This is a genomic window from Candidatus Villigracilis saccharophilus (genome assembly GCF_016711665.1).
Genome location: NZ_JADJSO010000014.1, coordinates 113,048 through 136,048 on the forward strand (window position 1 = coordinate 113,048; position 23,001 = coordinate 136,048).

Below are 23,001 nucleotides of genomic sequence, written 5' to 3' on the forward strand. Positions count from 1 at the left end.
ACTGCATTTGATCCCATTCCATCAAGTTTGGGACATATTGTAATTTCCTTTGACGCCCATAAGACCGTGGGTTAAATTAGGTAATGTTAAATGGAGTAAATTTATGAACACCATCAAATGGATTCCGCAGAGAATATTTTTATTCACTTGCGTAATTGTTATGTTATTTTCGTTTTTTGGCGTCACGAACAGTGCGTCGGCACAGGCGTCTTCGCGCTATGTCGCAATTAGCGGCACAGATGCCGGCAATTGCAGTTCCTCTGCGTCTCCCTGCCGTACCATCCAATATGCGGTTAATCAATCGGTCTCTGGCGACCGAATATTAGTAGCGCAGGGTAGCTATACCTATAATGCTGGAGCAGATAATTGCTCATTTCTTCAAACGCGTGCTGTGGTTTGTTTCGTGGACAAGAGCCTGACTATTTTGGGAGGCTACTCAACCGCCAATTGGATATCGGCGGCCCCAGCTGTAAATTTGACTGTGATTGATGGCCAGAATGCTTGGCGCGGCGTTGCGGTTATTGGATTTAACACCACGACTACACACCTTGATATGCAGGGTTTCACGATCCAGAACGGTCAGGTACTGGGACCAACGTATCCAGGCGATCCCAGCGGAATTGGGGCGGGAATGTGGGTCCAAAAGGCCGCCATCACTTTGAAGGATATGGTTTTTAAAAATAACAAGGCCTTAGGCGCGAATACAGGCGCAGGGGCTGGTGGCGCAGCTGCTGGTGCGGGTTTAAGAATTGAGTCATCAATAACAGGAACAAGCTCCTTGTTGCAGCGTGTGACTTTTGACGGCAATCAATCCCTTGGTGGGGTGGGACCGGATCGGGGAGGGTTGGCTTTTGGCGCTTTATTTATATATGGTTCCACGGTGACCGTCGAGGATTCTACGTTTACAAATAATCTTGCTCAGGCGGGGAATTCAACTGGAAGTGGGGCGAGCGGCGGGTTGTATGCGGATGCTCTCGGTGGAGGGATCGGGTTGGAGGTAAGTTCGGTTGTATTAAACCGCATTGTCGCGACTAATAACCAGGCCGTAGGCGGGAATGCCGCTGTTACTGGCGGCGGCGGTTATGGTGGCGCAATTTTTTGTGAGGATGCTTCTTCAACACTTGTTATGACCGATGCGTTTATATCTGGCAATACAGCAAAAGGCGGAAATGCCGCAACTGGAGGGTTTGGAGCAGGCGGAGGAGTATTAATATTCAACTCCCCATCCAATATTGATCGGCTGAAATCGGTTTCGAATAGCGCGATTGGTGGAAATTCAACAAGTGGCGGCGGTAGCGCTGGCGGGGGCGGCGGGGGCGGGCTGTATTTGTGGCGATCCAAATTAAGCGCATCTGCAACCGCTACTGTCACAAATTCGATCATCGCGGATAATTATGTGACCATGGGTAGTGTTGGAGGCACAACGCTTGGCGGCGGCGGCGGTGGGATTCAGGTTCAAGGGCTGACTGCCACGATCTCACACACGACGATCGCCAAAAACCGGTTGGGGCCGGCGCTCGTTTCTGGACAGGGCCTTTTGGTACTTGCCGCGCCAGGCATACCATCTACGACAGCGAATGTCAACCATAGTATTATTGCCCACCACACAGAAGGAGGGGCGGGGGCGGTGGCAGTTCTTGTCCAGTCGGGCAATACCGTCAATTTCAATCGCGGCCTTTTTTCAGGCAACACCAAAGATACAAATACGAATGGTTCGCCTTTGGCGGCTGGAACCTTTACCGGCTTGCCCCTGCTTTCCGCTGCATCTGCCGGGTTTATCTCGCCGGGCTCGCCTAATTACAATTATCATCTGAGGCTGGATTCTGCGGCAAAGGATCAGGCCGCGGGCAGCACAGCCACCCTTGATTTTGATAAGCAAAATCGGCCATATAATAATGTTCCTGATCTTGGTGCGTATGAGTATTGGCCGCTTACCCTGTATGCCTATCGTGGAAATGCGACCGCGCAGTTGGATTGGACATCAGGCACGGGCGCCTTGGCGGGTGGTCTTGTTAATTATGAGATCGTTGTCACTTGTGCCTCGGGTGCCACTCCCCCAAATGAAGGGAATTGTGGACAGCCGATCAATGCCGGGACTGCCACAACTTTCTCCCTGACCGGGTTGACCAACTTTAAGCAATACACAATAATTGTCAATGCCCGTGGAGCCGCGAGTGCTTTGATCGCGGCCTCGACCACTGTCTCGGTCATTCCGGTTGATACATTTGCAACTGGCCGCGACACCACCGGTGTATTTCGCCCGAGCAATGGGCTTTTGTACCTTAAGAATGCCAACACAACCGGCTTCGCCGATGTCGCGATCAACTATGGCTTGGGCGGAGATTACCCTGTCACAGGCGATTGGGATGGCAACGGCACTGCCACGATCGGCATCTATCGTAACGGCTCTTTCTACCTCCGCAATTCCAACACGCTTGGTTTCGCTGACTTAACCATCGCCTTCGGCGCTCCCGGCGATCAACCGATCGCGGGTGACTGGAACGGGGATGGAGTTGACACCATAGGGGTATATCGTCCTTCGACCGGGCAATTCTTGTTGCGCAATACCAACACGATCGGCTTGCCTGAGATAAGTTTTTATCTTGGCAATGTTGGAGATGTGGGCATTGCCGGGGATTGGAATGGGGATGGAGTTGATACGACCGGGGTCTTCCGTCCGAGTAACGGTGTGATCTTCCTGAAGAATTTGAACACGAGCGGGTTCGCGGATATTGCGCTTAACTATGGCTTGGCGGGCGACAAGCCTGTGACGGGTGATTGGAACAACGATGGGATTGATACGATCGGTGTTTATCGCAGCGCAACCTTCTATTTGCGAAACAGCAATACGATAGGTTTTGCGGATGTTGTGTTCGCGTTGGGGATTCCAGGCGACATGCCGATTGCCGGCAATTGGGATGGCAGTAATCCGTAAAGGTTCCCGATTATCTTCGTAAAAAATGAGCTGCAAGGCTGTGCCGGTTAAAAGCACGACCTTGCAGCTCATTTCATTTGAGTGGTGCGTTCAATATACTATAGCCTCGATAATCAATATTCTCATGGACCCATAATAAAGGTCTGCTCCTACGGGCATGGATTTTAACGGTCAAAAATCCGGTCGTCTTTGCGAGGGGTCTTCTCAACGAAAATCCTTTGATTGGAGTTGCTCACTGCGGCGTGCAGCGCAGGTGCGCCGAACGGCACATGGTTATTTTTAGGTATTTTTTTAATGTGATTACCCTGCTGCTCCTTATGTTTTTTAGCCGGCGCGGGTAAAGTATAATATTTCCTTCGGTCAGGAAATAGCCTTGTCTTTTTGTGGTCTCCTTTGTTTCAGGTAGCCTGCCGCCAAAGAATATGTCTTGAGAAGGATGGATATCCATGAACGTACAGACTGCTGTAAATGAGAACAGCCAGGTCTACTATCAAGGTCAGTATTGGAACGATTTCCCCCGTGTTCTAGAGTATATGTGTCAGAACTTCACCGGAAACAGGAACAAGTGGTGGGTACAGGATTTCAAGGAGCGTTTCTGCCAACAGCCATTTGAGCATGGTTTGGTTTTGAATTGCGGTAACGGCTGGGTGGAACGGGAGTTTATAGACCTGGGTATGGTTAAGCGCGTCACGGCATTCGATTATTCCATGAATCTGCTTCAGGCTGCTGAGAAGGAAAAGGGTGCGCGTCCAATTTCCTATTTTCGGACGGATGTCAATGGGATTGACTTCAATGAGAATCAATTTGACCTTATTGTTAATGTCGCGTCCCTGCACCATGTTCAATATATAAACCGCCTATCCCGCATTATGTGTTCGGCACTCAAGGAAAATGGGGTTCTGGTTAATTTTGACTATATTGGGCCGCACCGCAATCAATACCCATTTAGGCAGTGGTATCTTATTAATCGTGTTAATCGTTCCCTGCCGCATTCTGTCAGGAAATCGCCCATCATAAAACCGCATCTGCCGACCATGGTGTTCGACGACCCTACCGAGGCGATCCATTCCGAGCTGATTATCGAGTCTGTTTCAAGATACTTTGAGATTCTTGAGCGGCATGATACCGGTGGCGGCATAGCCTACGAGTTGCTCACTCACAACCCCAAATTAAAAAATGTCCCCGCAGAAGAACTGGATTTTTACATTGATGAGATATTGAAATATGATAGGGAATATTCCAATTCGAAGCAGGTGCCCCCTCTCTTTTCTTACTTCATTGCCAAACCGAATAAAAGCGTTCTCTCTGATGCGGCGCGCCTGACATATTATCAAAAAATAGAGGATCTTCGGGAGGAGAAAGCCCGCAAAAGACGTGGAGTTTATTCCAATCGTCAATATTTGGCGCTGATGGCGAATTATCTTTGGAAAACGATCGTTAATATTTGGCGAATGCGGTTAAGAGTCTCCTGAGCCTTTAGGCATGATCTTGGCTTGCGCTGATAACTTTTTCCGCATTATCCCCGCTCTAAATAATATGCAGGAAACTTGTTCAACTTCTGTAATGAATTCAAATGATTTCGAGCCCGGCTGGAATTTAAAAGTAAGGTAAAAATGAAAAACTATTATTTCGATTTCCCCGATATTCTTGTGTTTCCAGTGATTGACTGGCCTTATCGCTTTCAACGGCCTCAACATATTTCCACTCAGCTGGCCGCGCATGGACACCGGGTATTTTATTTTCGCACTTATTTTTTACATGGAACGCAGCCCGTGTACCAGTCCATTCGGGATGATATACCCATTTTTGATGTGCAGTTTGGCCTCCTTGTTCCAAAAGACAATAATGCGGATCAGTTGGATACGGATTCGAAAGACACCCTCCTTGATCAAGTCGACTTGTTGCGGGAAAAATTCAACATTTTGAAGGCGGTCTGCTTTGTGGATCTTCCGTTTTGGACTCCCGTGGTTATGGAGTTGCAAAAAAAATATGCATGGAAGGTGTTTTATAACTCCATGGATCACCTTGGCGGTTTCTCCAATGTGACCTCCTACATGCTTGAACCTGAGGACGAGCTGATAAAAAATAGCGATCTTGTTTTAACCACATCACGCCTGCTTTTTAATGAGAAGTCCCAGTTAAATTCGAAGTGCATTCTTGTGCCGAACGGTACTGACTTTGACCACTTCAATTATTCGTCCCGAAAATTACCTGACGAATTAATTGATATGGGCAAACCCATCATTGGGTATTATGGGGCGATTTCTGATTGGTTGGATACCGAGTTGATTTACAACCTTGCTTCTGCCAGACCCAATTGGGAATTTGTTTTGATCGGAAGGCTGGAGAGTGCTGATGTCTCCCGCATAAGGGAAATGAGTAATGTTTTCCTGCTTGGGGAAAAGCCTTACGAACTCTTGCCGGAGTATTTGCAGCACTTTGATGTGTGTATTATCCCATTTAAGAAAAGCCTGCTTACCGAAGCCACCAACCCGGTAAAACTTTTTGAATATTTGAGCGCCGGGAAGTCGATCGTTGCTACAGATCTAAATGAACTGCGCTATTATCAGGAATATGTCAGGCTGGCCTCCTCTGTAAGTGAATGGCTTGAGGCGATCGAGCATGCCCTGGGTGATTATTCGCCGACTCAAGTGGCAAAACGGTTAAGTTTTGCCCGTCAAAATACCTGGGACGAGCGTATGTTATCAATTGAAGACGCCATTCAGTCGATATTTCAAGATCAAGGGCATGCATCAACGCCTTTGCCTCTCATCCTGCCTGATGAATATCTTGTTTCCAGCAGACTCCTAACCTGTCATGATGGTGCCGATTACTGGAGCCTTGTTTACGAGAAGGATAATGTTGTTTACAAACAGACAAGCTTTGACCTGGCTGAACGGGAAGCCCGCTTTCTCTCCAGATTTGAAAGCGATTATTTCCCCCAATTTATTGAGGCGCGGTCTGAAGGCGGCTATTCGATCATCACCTTTGGAAAATCCCAACTCCAAAATTTACACGATGCGTTGCCTCTTATTAACGCTTCTGTAACAGAGTTGTATACCTTTATTTTTCATTGTTTGAACATGCTTGTGCTTTTGCAGGCAAAAGCTGTGACCCATCGCAATATCTGCCGCGAAAATATTTTAATGCTCGGCGGCAGACCCATCTTGCAGGATTTTGGCTGGGCGGTCTCTGAGCACGAGCACTATTTCGCGCCTTTTGGGCTGGGCGGATATGAAAGATCGCCGGATGGCTGTTTTTCCGATGTCTATTCGATGGGGAAGATCTTTGAATATGTTAACCGCCCGCACTACCGCGCCTTTGATTGGGTGATCTCCCTGATGACGGTGAAAGACGCGTCGTTGAGAATCACTGATTTGTCGGTTTTGAAAACCCTCTTCAATACCGCTCTGCAAGTTGCGTTGAAGGAATCCGAAGGATAGCTAAGATATGAATAAACAGACACTTGACGAACGGCAGAATGATCCAGATCTTGATTCTTTGCAAAAAGCATTACAGCAGCTCCTGGAGCAGATTTCAAAGCGCGATCAAAAAATAGCCCGTATTACTGCCGAAAACACGGTTGTACTGCGCGAGTTCGCCGAGAAGGAACGGTCCATGCTCTCTGAAAGAGAGGTCTCCATAAATCGTGTACAGGCGCAGCTTATGGGAAAAGAATCACAACTCGCAGAGGTGCAGGCGCGGCTTTCGGGAAAAGAATCGCAACTCGCAGAGGTACAGGCGCGGCTTTCGGGAAAAGAATCGCAGCTCGCAGAGGTTCAGGCTCAACTTGCTGAGAAAGAGTCACAGCTCCACGAGATTGTGATTAGCAAGGCTTGGAAGATCGCGCTCTTGTTTCGCCAGATCCGTGTTTTCCTCGCCCCTCCCAGAGATCGTCGTGAATGGTTGTTGAAGCGCGCTGCGAATGTTATTTTATGGCCAGTGCGCAAGATCCGTAGATTCCCTGCTCAAATTCGCGGCCTGTTCAAGGTTGAACGTCTTCAGAAATTCCTGCTGAAATCTCGTAATCAGGTCCGGCCTGAGATCCGCCTTCTTAATGGCGTCTCAAGAAAAGTGTCCATTATCATCCCCAACTTTAACGGAAAAAAATATCTGGGCGATTGTATCGATTCGCTGTATCGCCTCGATTTTCCGCGTGAAGAGTACGAAATTATTGTGGTGGATAACGCGTCTTCTGACGGCTCTGGCGAATTTGTTTCTTCCACCTATCCGGACGTGCTGCTGATCACAGCCAAAAGAAATCTTGGATTTGCGAGTGGCTGTAATCTTGGAATAAAGAATTCCTCTGCAGAATATATAATTTTATTGAACAATGATACGGTCGTCGAGACGGACTGGCTCACGGAATTGGTTGCGGTTGCCGATAATAATAACGAGGTGGCAATAGTAGGGTCAAAATTATTATTTAAGCATAACCCGAATGAGATACAGAATGCGGCGAGCTTTTTGACTGACAGGGGGGACGGTGGAGATATCGGCACCCATCAGCCCGATGAGGGACAGTACGATACAACCAGAGAAGTTATGGCTGTATGCGGTGCTAGTATGTTGATCAAAAGAACCCTTATTGAAGAAATTGGAGCTCTGGATGAGGATTTCTTTGCCTATTATGAAGATATGGACTTATGTTATCGCACAAGACTATATGGCAAGAAGATCATTTTTGCACCGAAATCAGTTGTATATCATGTTCACGCTGCAACATCCGGAGAGTGGTCGCCATTTTTTACATTTCTGGTTTTAAGAAACAAACTGCTCATACACTTGAAAAATTCACGTGCTGACTTTTTATTGAAAGTGCTCTTTTTGTATGCCGGCCAGATTGTTTATGAAGGTTTGATAAGAGGCGTAAATAGAAAAACCCATCTTAAAGTACTGGCGTCTTTTGGAATGAAGATTCCGAAATTTCTTGCGAAGAGATTATATATCCGCTTTATTGTTAAGAGAAAAAGCGATGGCGCGGCATTGCTTAGACTTGCTAGGGTGAAGCCTAGGGTTGCTGCTTCCTCTGTCAAAAAAGTTTGTGTATATAATGCATATCTTCCTACAATGGGGGGCGGGGAAAACCTTACGGCTCATACGATTGCATATATAAACAGGATCTTCCCCTCCGCAGCCATTGATATTCTTTGCCATGAAACGGATGCTTTCGATGAATCTAAGTTTGTTGGAAAAGAATTCGTTCAGATGCTGGAAGGAGCTTTTGACCTCCCTGTAAAGAATACAACCGTTAGGTATGAGAATTTTAATTTAAACAAGAAAGTTTTGTTGGCAGAATTCGGCGCATGATGATTCTCAACGCTTCCAAGAGTATGATTTTTTTATAAATAATACCTATGCCAGTATGCTGCCATCGCGGGCAAAAACAAATATTTATTCTTGTATGTTCCCAATAAAGTTTGATTATTCTGTGGCATCCCCTTGCGGATGATCAGAACAATCTTTTATGAAAAAATGCTACAGTCCTATGATATGTTTTTATCGATCTCGCAATTTACACAGGATTGGGTTGATAAGTACTGGATGGTTAATTCTTATGTACTTTACCCGCCGGTAAAAACGGAAAGAAAATCTGTCAATCTGCGCAAGGACAATATTATTATTAATGTTGGCCGTTTCTTCGCGAGTGGACACAATAAAAAACAGGATATCATGGTCAATGCATTTATTAAGATGTGCGATAAAGGCTGGGCTGGGGATTGGAAACTTGTTTTGGTGGGTAGAAAACACACGGATGAGGAAAGCAACAGTTATATACGATATTTAGAGGAAACCGCCAAAGGCTATCCTATAGAGCTGCTGTATGATACAAGTGCCGATGAGCTGCAAGACCTGTTGGATAGGGCGAAAATCTACTGGCACGCCACCGGTTATGGGGAAGCCCCGGATATAAACCCCGAAAAGTTTGAACATTTTGGATTATCAACCATTGAAGCGGCGCAGTATGGAAATGTGCCTGTTGTTTTTAACGGCGGTGGACAGCCTGAGATTATTAACCATGCCAAAAACGGCTTTTTGTGGAACACGACGGATGAACTAATTCACTATACCAAAGTTCTGATGAATGATCACGAGACTTGGTATCAGCTTAGCAGTGCGGCTGTTGATTCCATGGAAATATTTGGCGAAGAGAAACAATTACGCTGGTTTGTACTGTTTCTCAGCTCATATTACAATTTTGAACAATAATGTTAATGTAGGCTTTTCGATGACTTGGTGTCTGCTTCGGGAATTCAATGCTTGATGTCGCCAGACGAAAATTAATAAACAGTTCGTATTTATTTAGCGTTTAGTGTGCTGAAAAATCATCTGACAGTTCCTTCTGCGTGGATGGAATTAATGGCGCGGCTTTCTTAAAGGAGTATCTATGAATTACACCGTCAACCAGAATTCAGATATTTATTATAAAAACACCTACTGGAACGATATTCGCCAGGTAAATGAATTTATGAATATTCGCGTCAGCGGTGAAAAGGAAAAAAACGGCTATCGTTTTTTTCAGGACCTGACTGGGAAAAGAAAATTCAACAAGGCGCTCATGCTTAACTGTGGAAACGGCTGCTGGGAGCGCGAGTTGTTCGATATTGGCTTGATCAACGAAGCGGTCGGGATCGATTATTCAGAAAGCCTGATCGCGGAAGCAAGAAACCATGCCGGCGGGCGTCCATTCAGGTACTATGTCATGGATACGAATACGGTGGCATTCCCTGAAACCGGATATGATTTGGTTGTCAATCATGCGGCGGCCCATCACATTGCCTATATAAATAAGGTATTTCAAAAGATTGCAGAACTGCTTCCCGAAGATGGTTATTTTGTGTCCATGGATTTTGTCGGCCCGCACCGAAACCAATACCCACGGAAACAATGGAATGCGGCGATGGCCTTGAATCAAGCCCTGCCTGAGCATATAAGGCAGGACCTGAGATATCCTCACCTGCCCACTATGCTGGTAACAGACCCTACTGAAGCCATTCATTCAGAGTTGATTGTTGAGACCATGAACCGGTTCTTTTATGTCGATCACCACCGTAAAATTGGTGGCGCGTTGGCCTATTTGTTGTTAACATTTAATGACAATATTTTTAAAGCCGGTGAGGCTGACAGGGAGAAATGGGTTCAATTCATCCTGGAAGAGGACGGCAAATACCTTTCCCAAAACCCCTTATCTTCCATGTTCGATTTTTTGGTGGCCCGCCCCAATAAAGAGATATTAAAGAATGAGAAGAAGTTGGCGGTTTTTCAGACTGCCGAGGATAAACGGGAGGAGTACGCCGCGAAAAATAACGGCCTATACTATGAGTTGGTGGATATCCGCCCGCCCCATCGGCAATTTCTGTCAGGACTGAAAAAGGCAGTCAAGAAGTTCTTGCGTATGTCGTGATGATGAGTGATCTAAATATCGCCGTGCGTGTCTCTGTGATTCTGGTTACATGGAATAGTTCTCCGTACTTGGGGAAATGTTTGGATTGTCTGGTAATGCAAACCAATAAGGATTTTGAGGTTGTCATCGTTGATAATGGTTCAACAGATGGTGACTATTTGAACCTGAAAGAAAAATATTCAGAATTAAACCTGTCTGTAAAAAGACTGGAACAGAATAGCGGCTTTGCCTCCGCCAATAATATTGGCGCCCGCCTTGCGCGTGGAGAATGGCTCGCCCTTCTCAACGCAGATGCTTTTCCCGAGCCTGATTGGCTGGAGCGCATGCTCGATGCGGCGCATAAATATCCGAATTCTTTTTTTTCCTCGCGCCAGATACAAGCGGATAATCCCGCTCTTTTGGACGGCGAAGGCGATGTCTATCATGTCAGCGGATTGGCGTGGCGAAAGAACTATAATTTTCCTGTTTATCCGTTGAACGAATTTCAAGAGATCTTCAGTTCCTGCGCGGCGGCGGCTCTCTATCCGTGCCAGGAGTTTTTGGACGCAGGCGGTTTTGATGAGGATTATTTCTCTTATCTCGAGGATGTTGACCTGGGATTTCGTTTGCGTCTGCGCGGATTAACTTGTCTGCTGGTTCCTCAGGCTCTGGTTCATCATGTGGGTTCTGCGAGTACCGGTAAACGAAGCGATTTCTCTGTCTATCACGGCCATCGCAATCTGGTGTGGACATATTTTAAAGATATGCCAACTTCTCTGCTGTGGCTGTACCTTCCCCTGCATATTTTTGTAAATATTTTCTTTCTGCTCTATTTCACCCTCAAAGGACAGGGACGTATCATCTGGCGCGCCAAATGGGATGCGCTGCGCGGTTTGCCTGGGATTTTTAAGAAACGCCGCGAAATTCAACTTCAAAGAAAAATCCCGGTTTTGGAAATTCATCGAATGATGTCGCGCAACTGGTTGACTCCGTTTCTGGCTTTTCTTAAACGCAGGAGCGGATAAACCATGAATATTGATGTTTCAATCTGCATTGTGACCTACCACGCCAGGGATTTTCTGCGTGACTGCCTGCGCTCCATTTACGGGACAGTGGGTCCTGTTTCTTTTGAGATCATCGTCGTTGACAATCACTCTGCGGACGGTACAGTGGAAATGCTTCACGATGATTTTCCAGCTGTTCGCCTGCTGGTGAATGCCGGGAACATCGGATATACACGTCCGAATAACCAGGCCATGCGGATCAGCCAGGGAAGATATATTCTTCTGATCAATCCGGACACATTGGTGGAGCAGAATACGATTACCGAACTGATGGGATTTTTGGATACACATCCTGAGGCCGGAATTGCCGGTCCCAAAGTGCTAAACCGGGATGGAACATTACAAAAGCAGTGCCGCCGCAGTGAAGCCCGTCCCTGGGATGCTTTCTGTTATTTCTCCGGACTCTCGAGTCTTTTTCCGCATGACAAGCGTTTCGCCGGTTACCTGATGACCTATCTCAGCGAAAATTTTACCCACGAAGCACAGGCAGTTTCCGGGTCATGTATGCTGATCCGCCGCGAGGTGATCGAGCAGATCGGATATCAGGATGAAGATTTTTTCGCTTACCAGGAAGATACTGATTTTTGCCGCCGCGCCCGCCTGGCCGGGTGGAAGATTTATTACAACCCCGCAGCCCAGATCATTCACTTTGCTGGCGAGGGCGGCTCTGGGGTTCAGCCATATCGCTCGATTGTTGAATGGCATCGTTCTTATTACCTATATTATCGCAAGCACTTCGCTAAAGATTATTGGTTCATTTTTAATGTAATTTATTACGCGGGGATGTTGATAAAACTTGCTCTAAGCCTGTTAGCGAACCTGTTTCGCAGAAAAAAAGTGGTCGGCACGCGCAAGCCCTGATTTTATTGAATCAGGGCTTTTTTCTCATAAAATGCTAGTAAAATTCTTAACAAATCTACATTGACCCTGCCAGACTAAAAAGTAAAATACATTGAACACAGGAGAGGGCGTTCACCATACGCCCTTCCTTTTATTTAATGATTGCCAAAGGAAATTATGTTTCTTAAACGTTTTCAACTCGGACTTATTCATGTCGCAGTTGCCATGACCCTCGTGCCGATCAACAGCACATTGAATCGCGTCATGATCAAAGAGCTTTCCTTATCTGCGACGCTGGTCGCAGTCCTTGCCTCTCTCCCATATTTATTTGCTCCCATACAGGTTGCCATCGGATCTTATTCGGACCGTCATCCGATCTTTGGCCTGCGCCGTACTCCCTATATCCTTTCCGGATTAATTTTGTGTGTATTGGGTGTGATCGTGTCGCCGCAAGTCGCTTTTTTAATGGCGGAGAATTTTTCGCTCGGACTTTTCGCGGGTATCTTCGCCTTCGGTTTATGGGGGATGGGATACAACCTCTCTGCGGTCTCATATCTTTCGCTTGCGACCGAACTTTCAGCCGAGAACGAACGCGGCAAAACGATCGCGACCATGTGGTTCATGATGATCGTTTCCATCATTGCCACGGCGATTGGACTCAGCCGCATGGTGGACCCGTACACGCCTGAGGCTTTAATCCGTGCGTTTGGATACGTTGCCGCATCTGCCCTGACCCTGGGACTGCTCGGCCTTATCAAGCTGGAGCCCCGCTCGAACAGCGCCGCTGAAGGTCCGCGTTCTGAGAATTATTCTTATAAGCAAATGAGCGCAGCCATCACAGCGAATCCTGTTGCCCGCACTTTCTTTATCTACCTGCTTTTATTGCTCGCTGCGATCCTGGGACAGGATGTTTTGCTTGAGCCCTTTGGCGCGGAAGCCTTCAATATGACTGTAACGCAAACGACACGCATCACATCACTATGGGGGACCTTCGTGCTGGTTGCGATCCTTATCGCAGGGCTTCTGGAAGGTCGTGTTATGAAGAAGACGGTCGCGCAATTCGGGAACATTGGCGCGTTGGCTGGTTTTGTTGTGATCGTTGCAAGCGGTGTGACACGTTCCACAAATATTTTCTATATTGGCGTGACATTGCTCGGTCTTGGGACCGGCTTGTCCACTGTTGCGAATCTTTCGTTAATGTTCGACTTCACCATGCCAGGCATGGTGGGCTTGTATATCGGTGCGTGGGGCTTCTCGAACGCCCTCTCGCGCTTGACCGGGTCAATTCTCGGCGGCGTGGTGCGTGATGTGGTGAATCAGGCCACAGGTCAGGCATTGAGCGGGTATCTCGTTGTATTCGCGATCGAGGCGATGATGCTGTTAGTAGCGGCAATCATGCTGACGCGGATCGACATCAAAAAATTCGCAAAAGGCGTTGAAGAACCTTCCTTTGTTGAGAAGGTTGCTTTGGCGGCGGAGTAACAAACATGACAGATGAATGGCTTTCACTAAGCGATGCGGCGAAAATGTTGGGTGTGCATTCCAGCACCGTAAGACTGTGGTCTGATAAAGGCGTGCTGCCCACGCATAAAACGCAGGGCGGGCACCGTCGCTACAAGAGCAGTGAACTGTTGATCTGGTCAAACGCTGGCACACGTTCTCCAGAGATCAAGAATGAACACATGATGCAGGAAGTGATCAAAAAGGTGCGTATGCAGATCTCGGAGGGGCGTTTGGAAGCCGAAACCTGGTACCAAAAATTGGACGAGGATGCGCGCGCGCAATATCGCATGAGCTCGCGTTCGCTTTTTCACGGACTGATGACCTATCTTGCCACGAACGGAGTCGAAGCCGATAGCGAAGCCTATGCCATCGGATATGAATACGCCTCCCGCGCGCACCGCTACAGTTTAAGTTATGTGGATGCGGCGCGTGCGTTTTTATTTTTTCGAAATACTTTGATCGAGTCTGTCATCACCGTGTATGGCAGCGCCAATGTGCCGTCCGGGCAAACAGCGGATATGTTCCACAAGATGCATACTTTCACCGATGATATTTTGATCAGTCTTTTGCAGACATACGAGTCCCTGGAAAAGGCCGTCCGGTAGCTTGTGTTTTGGAAGGACCTGTATGCCTAAATATCGCGTTTCCAAACGATTTTCCCCTTCATCCATAATTGAAATGCTGGTTCCTTTTTTTCTGGTTGTACTCTTGTTAACTTTGCTGGTCGTGTTCATCATTATCGGCTTGTCGCTGTTTGGCGTGACCCCGTCGGCTTAATTTTCGTCAATTGGAGAAATAGATGACTTATATTCCATATCTTTCAACCATTGTCACTTTTGCCTTTGTTATCGCTGTTTATACCCGCTACCGCCAGCGCGGCGGAGTTCATTTGCTGCTCTGGGCTGTCGGCTTGCTCTTTTACGGGATTGGCACACTCAGCGAAGTTTCGCTTAGCCTGACCTATAATATTTTTGTTTTGAAGATCTGGTATCTCACCGGAGCGATGTTGACTGCGGCCTGGCTGGGCCAGGGAACGGTGCACTTGCTTATTCGGAAAGGCAGCGCCGCCAGGGTGACCACATGGGTGCTGGGAGTTGTGTCAGCGCTTGCCCTTTTCCTTGTTCTTTCCGCGCCGTCTTTGAGTGGAAATTACGAAATTGCCCGACCCGCTTCTGAGCAGTATAAAGATTTCCTGACCCGTGGCGGACTCACTGTTTTTTTGACGATCCTGCTTAATATCTACGGTACTTTGACGTTGGTCGGCGGCGCGATCTATTCTGCCTTTCTTTTCTGGCGCAAGAGGATCCTTGCCAATCGTATGTTTGGTAATGTCCTCATTGCGGCGGGGGCGTTGTCCCCGGCGGTGGGCGGCAGCATGTTGAAGGCCGGCCTGGGGGATATGCTCTATCTCAGTGAATTCGTAGGGGCGATCCTGATGTATATTGGTTTTGTCATGGCGACCTCAGGGAGATCGGAATCGCCTGATTAATTTGCCTTATAAAGTGCGATCCACATCGTCTTTATTTACTCCTTTTACCTGCTTGATCTCTCAAAGCAGGCGAAAGGAGTTTTATTTTTGGTTGCGGCATCATATTCATCTGGTTTATACTTGTGCGCATGGCGCTCCCTGAAAAGATCGGACGATATAAAATAAAATCTGAGCTTGGCCGCAGCGGCATGGCTGTTGTTTACCACGCGTATGATCCCAGGTTTGAACGCGAGGTCGCCATCAAGGTTCTGCCGCGTGAAATGCTGCACGATCCGCAGTTTCGTTCCCGATTTGAGCGTGAGATCAAATTTTTGGCGGGGTTGGAACACCCGGTCATTGTGCCGGTCTATGATGTCGGTGATGAAGATGGACAGCCATATTTTGTCATGCGTTACATGACCGGCGGTTCGCTTTCAGCATGGATCGCGAAAGGCACATTTTCACTTCAAGATACCGCGCGTATCATTGAAAAGATCGCGCAGGGACTCGCGTACGCCCATAACAAGGGCATTGTGCACCGTGACTTGAAACCCGACAATATCCTTTTCGACGCGAACAACGAGCCGTTCATATCAGACTTCGGCGTTGCAAAATTGACCGAGGCATCTGCTGTCTAGACCATGCGCGGGGTGGCCGGCACACCTGCTTATATGAGTCCCGAACAAGCCCAGGGGGCCGATATCGATATCCGAAGCGATATTTATTCTCTTGGTGTGGTTGTTTATCAAATGCTGAGCGGCCAGGTACCCTTTAAGGCTGATACACAGAGGGAAATATCGATCAAGCATGCCGTCGAGCCCATCCCAAATATTTTGAATATCTGCTCAGATCTGCCTGTTGAAATCGATGTGTTCATTAAGACTGTCCTCGCAAAAGACAGGGATAAACGATATGCCACGTCGGTGGATCTTGCGAAAGCTCTGAATCTGATCGCTTTTGGACATGAGGGGAATATCGCCCTGAATACGACTTTAGGCGGTTCCCGCCGATGGACGGGATCGCTAGTGGCTGGGATCATCCTCTTTGTTGCTCTGGCTGGTTTTGCGTTGTTAAGAAGTCAGTTTTCGCTGGCGGAGCGCCCCACAACAACCCCTTCGTTTTCTGCCGTGCCAACGCTGGTAACAGTGACTGTTCCGCCCCCGTTGGAGACAGCCACCCTGGAAGTTACCGCTCCGGTCTTCGCCCCATTTTGTTCTGAAAGTCTGATCGTTCCAACGCCTTTTGTCAGAGAGACAAATTACAGTTGTTTCAAGAAACGCCCCTACACGGCACTCATAATACCGGATGATGCAACCTTTGAGGTGATCGATCCAAAAGGGCAGGGTTCCTGTATCTCCGAGGCAACCAGTAATGGCAGGCGTGTTTTATCCTGTTCCGGCCCGTCCTTCCTTGTTTATGACCTAAAGGTCTGCATTCCGCCCATGATCGAAAACTCCGATCTTAATAAATGCTCGCAAGGCGATACATTTGACTCGTCCAATCAATGCTGTATTGCCGCGCCGCCCCAGGGCGCGGGGTGTAATATTTTTGTGATCAAACTAAAAGGGTGTTAAGCGTTATCCGGACGCGAAAACGCCCGTTTTTCTTTTCCCCAGGCGCGGTGATAAAATAACTCAATGGGAATCCTGTATCTTGTTGCCACGCCGATCGGAAATCTTGAAGACATCTCAGCGCGCGCTTTGCGTATTTTGCGCGAATCAGTTTTGATTGCCGCCGAAGACACACGTCACACAGGTACATTGCTCAAGCATTTCGAAATAAGATCCCAACTCACAAGTTACTTCGAACACAACAAACTCAACAAAGTGGATTTCATCCTTGAAAAACTTTCCGAAGGTGATGTGGCCTTGGTCTCGGATGCGGGGACTCCAGCCATCAACGATCCTGGCTATGAACTGGTGAAAGCTGCGCTCGCATCCGGCTTCGATGTTCGGCCTGTTCCCGGCCCTTCAGCCCCCATCGCCGCCTTGACAGTCTCCGGTCTCCCCACTGATTCATTTCTCTATCTTGGTTATCTTCCCAGCAGATCAACGGAACGCCGCAAAGCCGTAGGTCAGGTTTCCAACCTGACCTACACCCTCATCTTTTTAGAATCCCCTCACCGCATTGTGGATTCGCTCGAAGACCTCCTATCGGTCCTCGGTGATCGCCGCATCTGCGTCGCCCGCGAAATGACCAAGTTCTACGAAGAATACTGGCGCGGATCAGTCAGCGGCGCGCTCGAATATTTCAAATCCAAGGAACCGCGCGGCGAGTTCACGCTGGTGGTTGCGGGAAAGACGAAAGAAGAAAGAAGTGTTTGGACGGAAGAAGAACTCTTGATCGTTATCAAACAAGAATTGAAAGCAGATAAGTCCGCAAAAGAAATTTCTACAGAACTTGCAGAAAAAAGCGGGTGGAATAAAAAAGAAGTGTATGCATTGATTAATCAAAATAAATAGGAGTTCAACATGGCAGATATAAAGAAACCCGAAGAAAAAAAAGATGAAAAGAAGGAAGAAAAATCCGTCCCCAAGGATAATCTTGTCGAGAGCAAACATTCGATCAAGATCGGCGGAAAAATTGTCAAATACACTGTCACCACCGGGACCATGGTGCTGAAAGAGGAAGTCTCTGAAAAAGAAGGTGAAGCGAATAAACCGCGCGCGCAGATGTTCTTTATTGCCTACACCAAGGATGGAGTGAAAGATAAATCCAAACGCGCCGTCACATTCTCCTTTAACGGCGGCCCCGGCTCCTCGTCTGTGTGGTTGCATATGGGCGTATTGGGACCGCGCCGCGTCGTCCTCACCGACGATGGCGAAATGCCCCCGCCCCCGTTCAAGCTGACCGACAATGAATATTCCATTCTCGATGACACCGACCTCGTTTTTATTGACCCGATGAGCACGGGCTTTAGCCGTCCCGTCGAAGGTGAAAAATCTGCAGAGTGGCACACTTTCACAAAAGATATCGCATCCGTCGGTGATTTTATCCGCTTGTACACCACGCGCTATAATCGCTGGCTCTCGCCGAAATTCCTCGCCGGCGAATCCTACGGGACGACCCGTTCCGCTGGTCTCTCGGGATATTTACAGAACCGCCATGGTATGCTGCTGAATGGATTGGTGCTGATTTCGGCTGTGCTTGATTTTGCCACGATTGATTTCAACCTCAATAATGACCTGCCGTATATTCTTTTCGTACCTGCGTATGCGGCTACTGCCTGGTACCACGGCAAGTTGAGTTTCAAAGCCCCGCTGGAAACCGTGGTCAAGGAAGCCGAGGAATTTGCGAAGGGTGAATATGCATCCGCGCTTCTCAAAGGGGCATCCCTTACACCGGAAGAACGCGCCAACATTGTCGAGAAGCTTTCGCACTATACAGGCATCTCGCAGGAATTTATCGAGCGCAGCAATTTGCGTATCCTTGACCGACACTTCTTCAAGGAACTCCTGCGCGAGCGCGGAAAGACCATTGGCCGCCTCGACAGCCGCTACACCGGCATTGACCGCATCGGCGTCACAGAATCCTATGAATATGATCCGCTGTTCGCTCAAGTCTCAGGTCCGTACACGGCTGCCTTCAATGATTACATCCGCACTGAATTGAAATTTGAAACAGATTTGCCCTACGAAATCCTCAGCGATAAAGTCTGGATGAATTGGTCGTATGAATATTTCCAGAATCAATATGTCAATGTCGCAGAAACTCTGCGTCAATCCATGACCTTCAACAAATATCTCAAGGTCTTTGTTGCCAACGGCTATTTTGATCTCGGCACGCCCTATTTCGCCACCGAATACACCTTCGATCATCTCGGCCTCGACGAATCTCTGCGCGGCAACATCCGCATGGCTTATTACAACGCCGGCCACATGATGTATGTCCACATGCCTTCACTCAAAGAGATGAAGAAGGATCTGTCGAAATTTATCAAGGACGCGAGCTAAATTCAAAGCAGACCTGACAGGTTTCTAAAACCTGTCAGGTCTTTATTTTATAATCCATGAACCTAGACGACCTCGACCTCTTCAAAAAATAGACACCCAAAACATGCTTGCCCAAATTGACGGACTCCCCGATCAATTACAAAGCGCATGGGAATTGGGACAGACTCTGCCGCTGCCTGATTTTGCCGACATCCAAAACATTGTCATCGCTGCGATGGGAGATTCGGCGATCTCTGCCGAACTGGTGACTGCTTCTGTATCCTCAAGCATTCGCCTCCCCGTGACATTGCACCGCGGCTATGGACTGCCTGCCTTCGCCAGCGGACCTCAGACTCTCGTCATCTGCATTTCCCACTCTGGTACCTCCGAAGAAGTGTTGGATGTATTTGAAGTCGCGCAAAAAAATAAATGCAGTTTTTTTGTCATTTCCACTGGCGGCGAAGTTGACCAAACGCGCCGCTGAAATAAATATTCCCGTTTGGAAATTCGACGGCAATGGTATTGTAGATACTGCAGCAATTGCGTATCCCTTCGCCTTGCTGCTTGCCTTGTTTGCCCGACTGGGATTCATCCCAGATCCCGCCAGCGATGTGACTGAAGCAGTTGCCATGATGAAGCGCTCCCAACAGCACATTACTGCGGATGTGATCGCCGCGAAGAATCCCGCCAAGCGCTATGCCGGTCAATTGGTGGGGCGTTGGGTCACCTTTGTTGGGACGGAAAATCTCGCTCCCGTTGCGAGGCGCTGGAAGACACAGATCAATCAACTTGCCAAAGCTGGCGCGAACTTCGAGATCGTCCCCGAAGCCACACACAACACATTGATTGCGACGATCAATCCAACTCCGACCCTCAACGCTCACACAATGACGTTGTTTATGCGTGCGCCCAGCGATCATCCGCGCAACAGATTGCGTTCAGACTTAATGCGTCAGGCTTTCATGCTGGAAGGCTTGAACACGGATGTGATCGATGCGCGCGGGGAATCATTCATTGCTCATTTGTGGACCTTGATCATTTTTGGCGATTACATGGCCTATTATCTCGCCATGGCCTACGGCGCTGACCCCTCTGAAGAAGATGCTTTTGTGAATTTCAAAAGATCGTTATAAATTGTAGGGGCGGATCGCGATCCGCCCCTACAATTAAATTACGCAAACTGTTCCAAATTAACCGCCACCAACGGAAACGCTTCGTCCACGAATTTTTCGAGGGCGGGGCGTTTTTTCATGTGGCTGTAGTGCGAAGCCAATCCGTAGATCGCCCAGGTGGCGACTGTGGCGGGGAGTTCCGTGGGGACATTGGATTTTCGCAGCCAGTAGGAAAGCAAATCAAAGATCTGTTTCTTGATCGTCCCTTCAACCAGAGACTCAAATTGCTGGTGCGGTTGGACGCAGCCGGTATGCAGGTGCGAGAGGAATTCCACCACGGCGAGGATCAAGTTTCGCAGGTTGTCCTGGCTGTAACTGCAGACATTCAATGTCCGTTTTTCGATCTCTGTCATGAACATTTTTTGAATGGAATAATCCAGCAGGGCATATTTATCGGGGAAATGCGCGTAAAAAGTGGCGCGGTTCACCTGCGCCTTATCGGTCACATCCTGCACGGAAACGCTCTCGAAGTTTTTTTCAGCGAGGAGATCCTCAAAGGATTTCAGGATCAGGCCGCGGGTACGAATGACGCGAGGGTCTAGTTTTTCATCAGAGTTAGGCAACACTTTGTCTCCTTTGTCGCTTAGTCAACAGAACCAGTTCTTTGTTGGTTGACTTTCATTGGGTGAGTTGGTAAAGTAAGCAACATCTGTTGTATAAGCAACGTGTGTATATTATCAAACAATTCAAGGAGAGTCAATATGAACGTAACAATTATCGGAGCAGGAAACATGGGACGCGGTATCGGAACCCGCGCAGTCGCTGGCGGTCACTCGGTCACATTTGTGGACGCGAATCCTGAAGTTGCAGAAAAAGCTGCTGCTGATTTGAAAGCCGCCGCCAAGAATGGCGCGACAGTTTCCGCCTCAAGCCTCGGCGATGCAGTCCTGGGTGATGTGGTTGTGCTGGCTGTGTGGTACGGCACCAACATTGAGATCGCAAAGCAGCTCGGCGCAAAACTCGCTGGCAAGGTTGTTGTGGATATCGCCAACCCGTTGAACCCCACCTACGATGGCCTCGCCACCGCGCCTGATTCATCCTCCGCAGAAGATCTCGCCAAGGCAATCGTCGCTGGTGCGCATGTTGTGAAGGCTTTCAATACAACGTTCGCAGGCACACTCCTCACAGGTGAGGCGGGCGGACAGAAGCTTGACGTCTTCATTGCTGGTGATGAAGACGATGCCAAAGCCAAGGTTTCCCAGATCGTCACCGACGGCGGCATGCGTGCCATTGACGCTGGTCCCCTGCATCGCGCGCGTCAGATCGAATCCATGCAATTGTTGCAGATCGTTTTGCAAGGCACCCTCGGCACCAATTGGGGCAGCGCCATCAAGATCCTCGGATAGGAAAAATATGTTCACATCAAATAAAGATATTGCATTCACTCCGATTGAGGAATATGCCAAACAGGCAACGGACGAAAAGATCGAGCGGACTTCAAAAGCCCTCGAAGCCAATGGCATTCAAACGCTGATCGCCGAAACCGGCGCAGATGCAAAACGGTTGTTCCTTGAATTGATCCCCGAAGGATCGGAAGTTTTCCTCAGCTCCTCTGTAACCCTTGAACAACTGGGCATTGTCGCAGATGTGGATCAATCGGGACGATTTGATGCAGTGCGCCCCAGGATGTACGCCATGAATCGCGAGACTCAGGGACGTGAAATTCGCAAGCTGATCGCCCGCCTGATTTCGCCGCTGGCAGCGTCCACGCTGTGACAGAAGATGGGCACGTGTTGATCGCATCTGCCACTGGCAGTCAGCTTGGTCCGTATGCTTCTGGCGCGGGTCGCGTGATCTGGGTGGTTGGCGCTCAAAAGATCGTAAAAGATCTGAACGATGGTTTGCGTCGCATCAAAGAGCATGTTGTTCCGCTTGAAGAAGAGCACATGCAGCAGCTCTACAAAGTCGGTACAGCGGTCAATGAAATGCTGATCGTCAACCGCGCAACCCGCCCGGGGCCGCATCACGCTGATCCTTGTCAAGGAAGAACTCGGTTTTTAAAAGAATAGATTCGCGATGGTGTTGTCTGTTAAACAGACAACACCATCAAAGGACTGCAAGAAAAAAATGAATACACAAACAAACGCACCCGCTAAAGATGAATTTTCGATTCACCCCGCCACCCTGCTTGGTCATGTTTCATTGAGTTGCCAATCTGGAAAATCAGATCGTCTTCTACACCCAGGCGCTCGGATTCAAACTCCACTGGCGCGAAGGGGAATAAAGCCCGGGCTTGGTGCTGGCGGCGCAGATTTGTTGCGGCTCACCGAAGAACCTGACTTGAAGAAATATCGCCGCGTGACCGGGTTGTATCACTTCGCTGTTCTTTTTCCAGACCGCCGTCAATTGGCGATCGCGGTGGCGCGTTTGTTTGCATTCAAATATCGCAACCATCCCACCGATCACATCATGACCAAGACCACTTATCTGGATGACCCCGAAGGCAATGGTATTGAGTTATATGCAGAGTCACCGGAAGATGGAATCTTTACGATTGAAAATAATGATTTTGTCACCCGCCGCGCGGATGGGACATTAAGCGACGGCCGCGAACCATTGGATGTGGATGCATTGTTCAGCCACCTGAAAGCAGATGACAAACTCGATGTGCCCATTCCGCCCGAAACACGCGTGGGACATGTCCATTTGCATGTGCGCAATGTGCAGGAGGCTGTTGATTTTTATCACGGCATCATCGGTTTT

The 23,001-nt window shown here is 48.4% G+C and carries 20 protein-coding genes and 2 pseudogenes; 21 read left to right on the forward strand and 1 reads right to left on the reverse strand.

What is annotated here, in order from left to right:
- Positions 1-103: 103 nt before the first annotated feature.
- From IPL17_RS05905 to IPL17_RS05985, 17 genes and pseudogenes are all read left to right on the forward strand, one after another.
- Entirely contained in the window at positions 104-2,935 is a 2,832-nt protein-coding gene (locus tag IPL17_RS05905; protein WP_345306149.1) for a hypothetical protein, read from the forward strand.
- Between the two features lie 446 nt (positions 2,936-3,381).
- The gene (locus IPL17_RS05910; RefSeq protein ID WP_345306150.1) at positions 3,382-4,407 is read left to right on the forward strand and encodes a methyltransferase domain-containing protein; all 1,026 of its coding nucleotides are present in this window, start codon (positions 3,382-3,384) and stop codon (positions 4,405-4,407) included.
- Positions 4,408-4,548: 141 nt separating this feature from the next.
- On the forward strand, positions 4,549-6,378 hold the full coding sequence (locus tag IPL17_RS05915; RefSeq protein WP_345306151.1) for a glycosyltransferase: 1,830 nt from the start codon (positions 4,549-4,551) through the stop codon (positions 6,376-6,378).
- A gap of 7 nt (positions 6,379-6,385) precedes the next feature.
- Positions 6,386-8,245: a glycosyltransferase gene (locus IPL17_RS05920; protein WP_345306152.1), complete on the forward strand. Its 1,860-nt coding sequence runs from the start codon at positions 6,386-6,388 to the stop codon at positions 8,243-8,245.
- 138 nt (positions 8,246-8,383) lie between these two features.
- A complete protein-coding gene (locus IPL17_RS05925; protein WP_345306153.1) occupies positions 8,384-9,145 on the forward strand; it encodes a glycosyltransferase in 762 nt (253 codons plus the stop codon).
- Between the two features lie 178 nt (positions 9,146-9,323).
- On the forward strand, positions 9,324-10,340 hold the full coding sequence (locus IPL17_RS05930; RefSeq protein ID WP_345306154.1) for a methyltransferase domain-containing protein: 1,017 nt from the start codon (positions 9,324-9,326) through the stop codon (positions 10,338-10,340).
- A 2-nt stretch (positions 10,341-10,342) separates the two neighbouring features.
- On the forward strand, positions 10,343-11,344 hold the full coding sequence (locus IPL17_RS05935; protein WP_345306155.1) for a glycosyltransferase family 2 protein: 1,002 nt from the start codon (positions 10,343-10,345) through the stop codon (positions 11,342-11,344).
- Positions 11,345-11,347: 3 nt separating this feature from the next.
- A complete protein-coding gene (locus tag IPL17_RS05940; protein ID WP_345306156.1) occupies positions 11,348-12,244 on the forward strand; it encodes a glycosyltransferase family 2 protein in 897 nt (298 codons plus the stop codon).
- 156 nt (positions 12,245-12,400) lie between these two features.
- A complete protein-coding gene (locus tag IPL17_RS05945) occupies positions 12,401-13,705 on the forward strand; it encodes a BCD family MFS transporter (RefSeq protein WP_345306157.1) in 1,305 nt (434 codons plus the stop codon).
- A gap of 5 nt (positions 13,706-13,710) precedes the next feature.
- Positions 13,711-14,331: a helix-turn-helix domain-containing protein gene (locus tag IPL17_RS05950; protein ID WP_345306158.1), complete on the forward strand. Its 621-nt coding sequence runs from the start codon at positions 13,711-13,713 to the stop codon at positions 14,329-14,331.
- 22 nt (positions 14,332-14,353) lie between these two features.
- Positions 14,354-14,503 (forward strand): hypothetical protein, encoded by a 150-nt coding sequence (locus IPL17_RS05955; protein WP_345306159.1) that lies wholly within the window; start codon positions 14,354-14,356, stop codon positions 14,501-14,503.
- A 22-nt stretch (positions 14,504-14,525) separates the two neighbouring features.
- Positions 14,526-15,215: a hypothetical protein gene (locus tag IPL17_RS05960; RefSeq protein ID WP_345306160.1), complete on the forward strand. Its 690-nt coding sequence runs from the start codon at positions 14,526-14,528 to the stop codon at positions 15,213-15,215.
- A gap of 128 nt (positions 15,216-15,343) precedes the next feature.
- Positions 15,344-16,768 (forward strand): annotated as a pseudogene (locus tag IPL17_RS05965) (serine/threonine-protein kinase).
- Positions 16,769-16,831: 63 nt separating this feature from the next.
- Positions 16,832-17,656 carry a 16S rRNA (cytidine(1402)-2'-O)-methyltransferase gene (gene rsmI, locus IPL17_RS05970; protein ID WP_345306161.1) on the forward strand — a complete coding sequence of 275 codons (825 nt, stop codon included), beginning with the start codon at positions 16,832-16,834 and terminating at the stop codon, positions 17,654-17,656.
- Between the two features lie 9 nt (positions 17,657-17,665).
- Positions 17,666-19,147, forward strand: a complete 1,482-nt coding sequence (locus tag IPL17_RS05975) for a peptidase S10 (protein WP_345306162.1) — start codon at positions 17,666-17,668, stop codon at positions 19,145-19,147.
- A 103-nt stretch (positions 19,148-19,250) separates the two neighbouring features.
- Positions 19,251-19,610 (forward strand): hypothetical protein, encoded by a 360-nt coding sequence (locus IPL17_RS05980; protein WP_345306163.1) that lies wholly within the window; start codon positions 19,251-19,253, stop codon positions 19,608-19,610.
- Positions 19,567-20,259 carry an SIS domain-containing protein gene (locus IPL17_RS05985; RefSeq protein WP_345306164.1) on the forward strand — a complete coding sequence of 231 codons (693 nt, stop codon included), beginning with the start codon at positions 19,567-19,569 and terminating at the stop codon, positions 20,257-20,259. The genes IPL17_RS05980 and IPL17_RS05985 overlap by 44 nt, the downstream gene beginning before the upstream one ends.
- Before the next feature lie 38 nt (positions 20,260-20,297).
- On the opposite strand, the gene IPL17_RS05990 is transcribed toward IPL17_RS05985, so the two are convergent.
- Positions 20,298-20,864, reverse strand: coding sequence for a TetR/AcrR family transcriptional regulator (locus IPL17_RS05990; protein WP_345306165.1), 567 nt, complete (start codon positions 20,862-20,864; stop codon positions 20,298-20,300).
- Between the two features lie 135 nt (positions 20,865-20,999).
- Between IPL17_RS05990 and IPL17_RS05995 the strand changes: the two genes are divergently transcribed.
- The 4 genes and pseudogenes from IPL17_RS05995 to IPL17_RS06010 form a co-directional block, all read left to right on the forward strand.
- A complete protein-coding gene (locus tag IPL17_RS05995; protein ID WP_345306166.1) occupies positions 21,000-21,644 on the forward strand; it encodes an NAD(P)-binding domain-containing protein in 645 nt (214 codons plus the stop codon).
- Positions 21,645-21,651: 7 nt separating this feature from the next.
- The gene (locus IPL17_RS06000) at positions 21,652-22,014 is read left to right on the forward strand and encodes an LUD domain-containing protein (protein WP_345306167.1); all 363 of its coding nucleotides are present in this window, start codon (positions 21,652-21,654) and stop codon (positions 22,012-22,014) included.
- Positions 22,011-22,307 carry an LUD domain-containing protein gene (locus IPL17_RS06005; RefSeq protein ID WP_345306168.1) on the forward strand — a complete coding sequence of 99 codons (297 nt, stop codon included), beginning with the start codon at positions 22,011-22,013 and terminating at the stop codon, positions 22,305-22,307. Before IPL17_RS06000 ends, IPL17_RS06005 begins: the two co-directional genes overlap by 4 nt.
- A 58-nt stretch (positions 22,308-22,365) precedes the next feature.
- A pseudogene (locus tag IPL17_RS06010) lies at positions 22,366-23,001 on the forward strand (glyoxalase); the annotation flags it as partial.

What these genes read in the sequence shown, in the direction of transcription:
- IPL17_RS05930 (WP_345306154.1), top strand. Translation starts at nt 9,324, where the DNA reads ATGAATTACACCGTCAACCAGAATTCAGATATTTATTATAAAAACACC.
- IPL17_RS05925 (WP_345306153.1), top strand. Translation starts at nt 8,384, where the DNA reads ATGATCAGAACAATCTTTTATGAAAAAATGCTACAGTCCTATGATATG.
- IPL17_RS05980 (WP_345306163.1), top strand. Translation starts at nt 19,251, where the DNA reads ATGCTTGCCCAAATTGACGGACTCCCCGATCAATTACAAAGCGCATGG.
- IPL17_RS05910 (WP_345306150.1), top strand. Translation starts at nt 3,382, where the DNA reads ATGAACGTACAGACTGCTGTAAATGAGAACAGCCAGGTCTACTATCAA.
- IPL17_RS05940 (WP_345306156.1), top strand. Translation starts at nt 11,348, where the DNA reads ATGAATATTGATGTTTCAATCTGCATTGTGACCTACCACGCCAGGGAT.
- IPL17_RS05935 (WP_345306155.1), top strand. Translation starts at nt 10,343, where the DNA reads ATGAGTGATCTAAATATCGCCGTGCGTGTCTCTGTGATTCTGGTTACA.
- IPL17_RS05915 (WP_345306151.1), top strand. Translation starts at nt 4,549, where the DNA reads ATGAAAAACTATTATTTCGATTTCCCCGATATTCTTGTGTTTCCAGTG.
- IPL17_RS05960 (WP_345306160.1), top strand. Translation starts at nt 14,526, where the DNA reads ATGACTTATATTCCATATCTTTCAACCATTGTCACTTTTGCCTTTGTT.
- IPL17_RS05945 (WP_345306157.1), top strand. Translation starts at nt 12,401, where the DNA reads ATGTTTCTTAAACGTTTTCAACTCGGACTTATTCATGTCGCAGTTGCC.
- IPL17_RS06000 (WP_345306167.1), top strand. Translation starts at nt 21,652, where the DNA reads ATGTTCACATCAAATAAAGATATTGCATTCACTCCGATTGAGGAATAT.
- IPL17_RS05950 (WP_345306158.1), top strand. Translation starts at nt 13,711, where the DNA reads ATGACAGATGAATGGCTTTCACTAAGCGATGCGGCGAAAATGTTGGGT.
- IPL17_RS05905 (WP_345306149.1), top strand. Translation starts at nt 104, where the DNA reads ATGAACACCATCAAATGGATTCCGCAGAGAATATTTTTATTCACTTGC.
- IPL17_RS05920 (WP_345306152.1), top strand. Translation starts at nt 6,386, where the DNA reads ATGAATAAACAGACACTTGACGAACGGCAGAATGATCCAGATCTTGAT.
- IPL17_RS05975 (WP_345306162.1), top strand. Translation starts at nt 17,666, where the DNA reads ATGGCAGATATAAAGAAACCCGAAGAAAAAAAAGATGAAAAGAAGGAA.
- IPL17_RS05955 (WP_345306159.1), top strand. Translation starts at nt 14,354, where the DNA reads ATGCCTAAATATCGCGTTTCCAAACGATTTTCCCCTTCATCCATAATT.
- rsmI (WP_345306161.1), top strand. Translation starts at nt 16,832, where the DNA reads ATGGGAATCCTGTATCTTGTTGCCACGCCGATCGGAAATCTTGAAGAC.
- IPL17_RS05995 (WP_345306166.1), top strand. Translation starts at nt 21,000, where the DNA reads ATGAACGTAACAATTATCGGAGCAGGAAACATGGGACGCGGTATCGGA.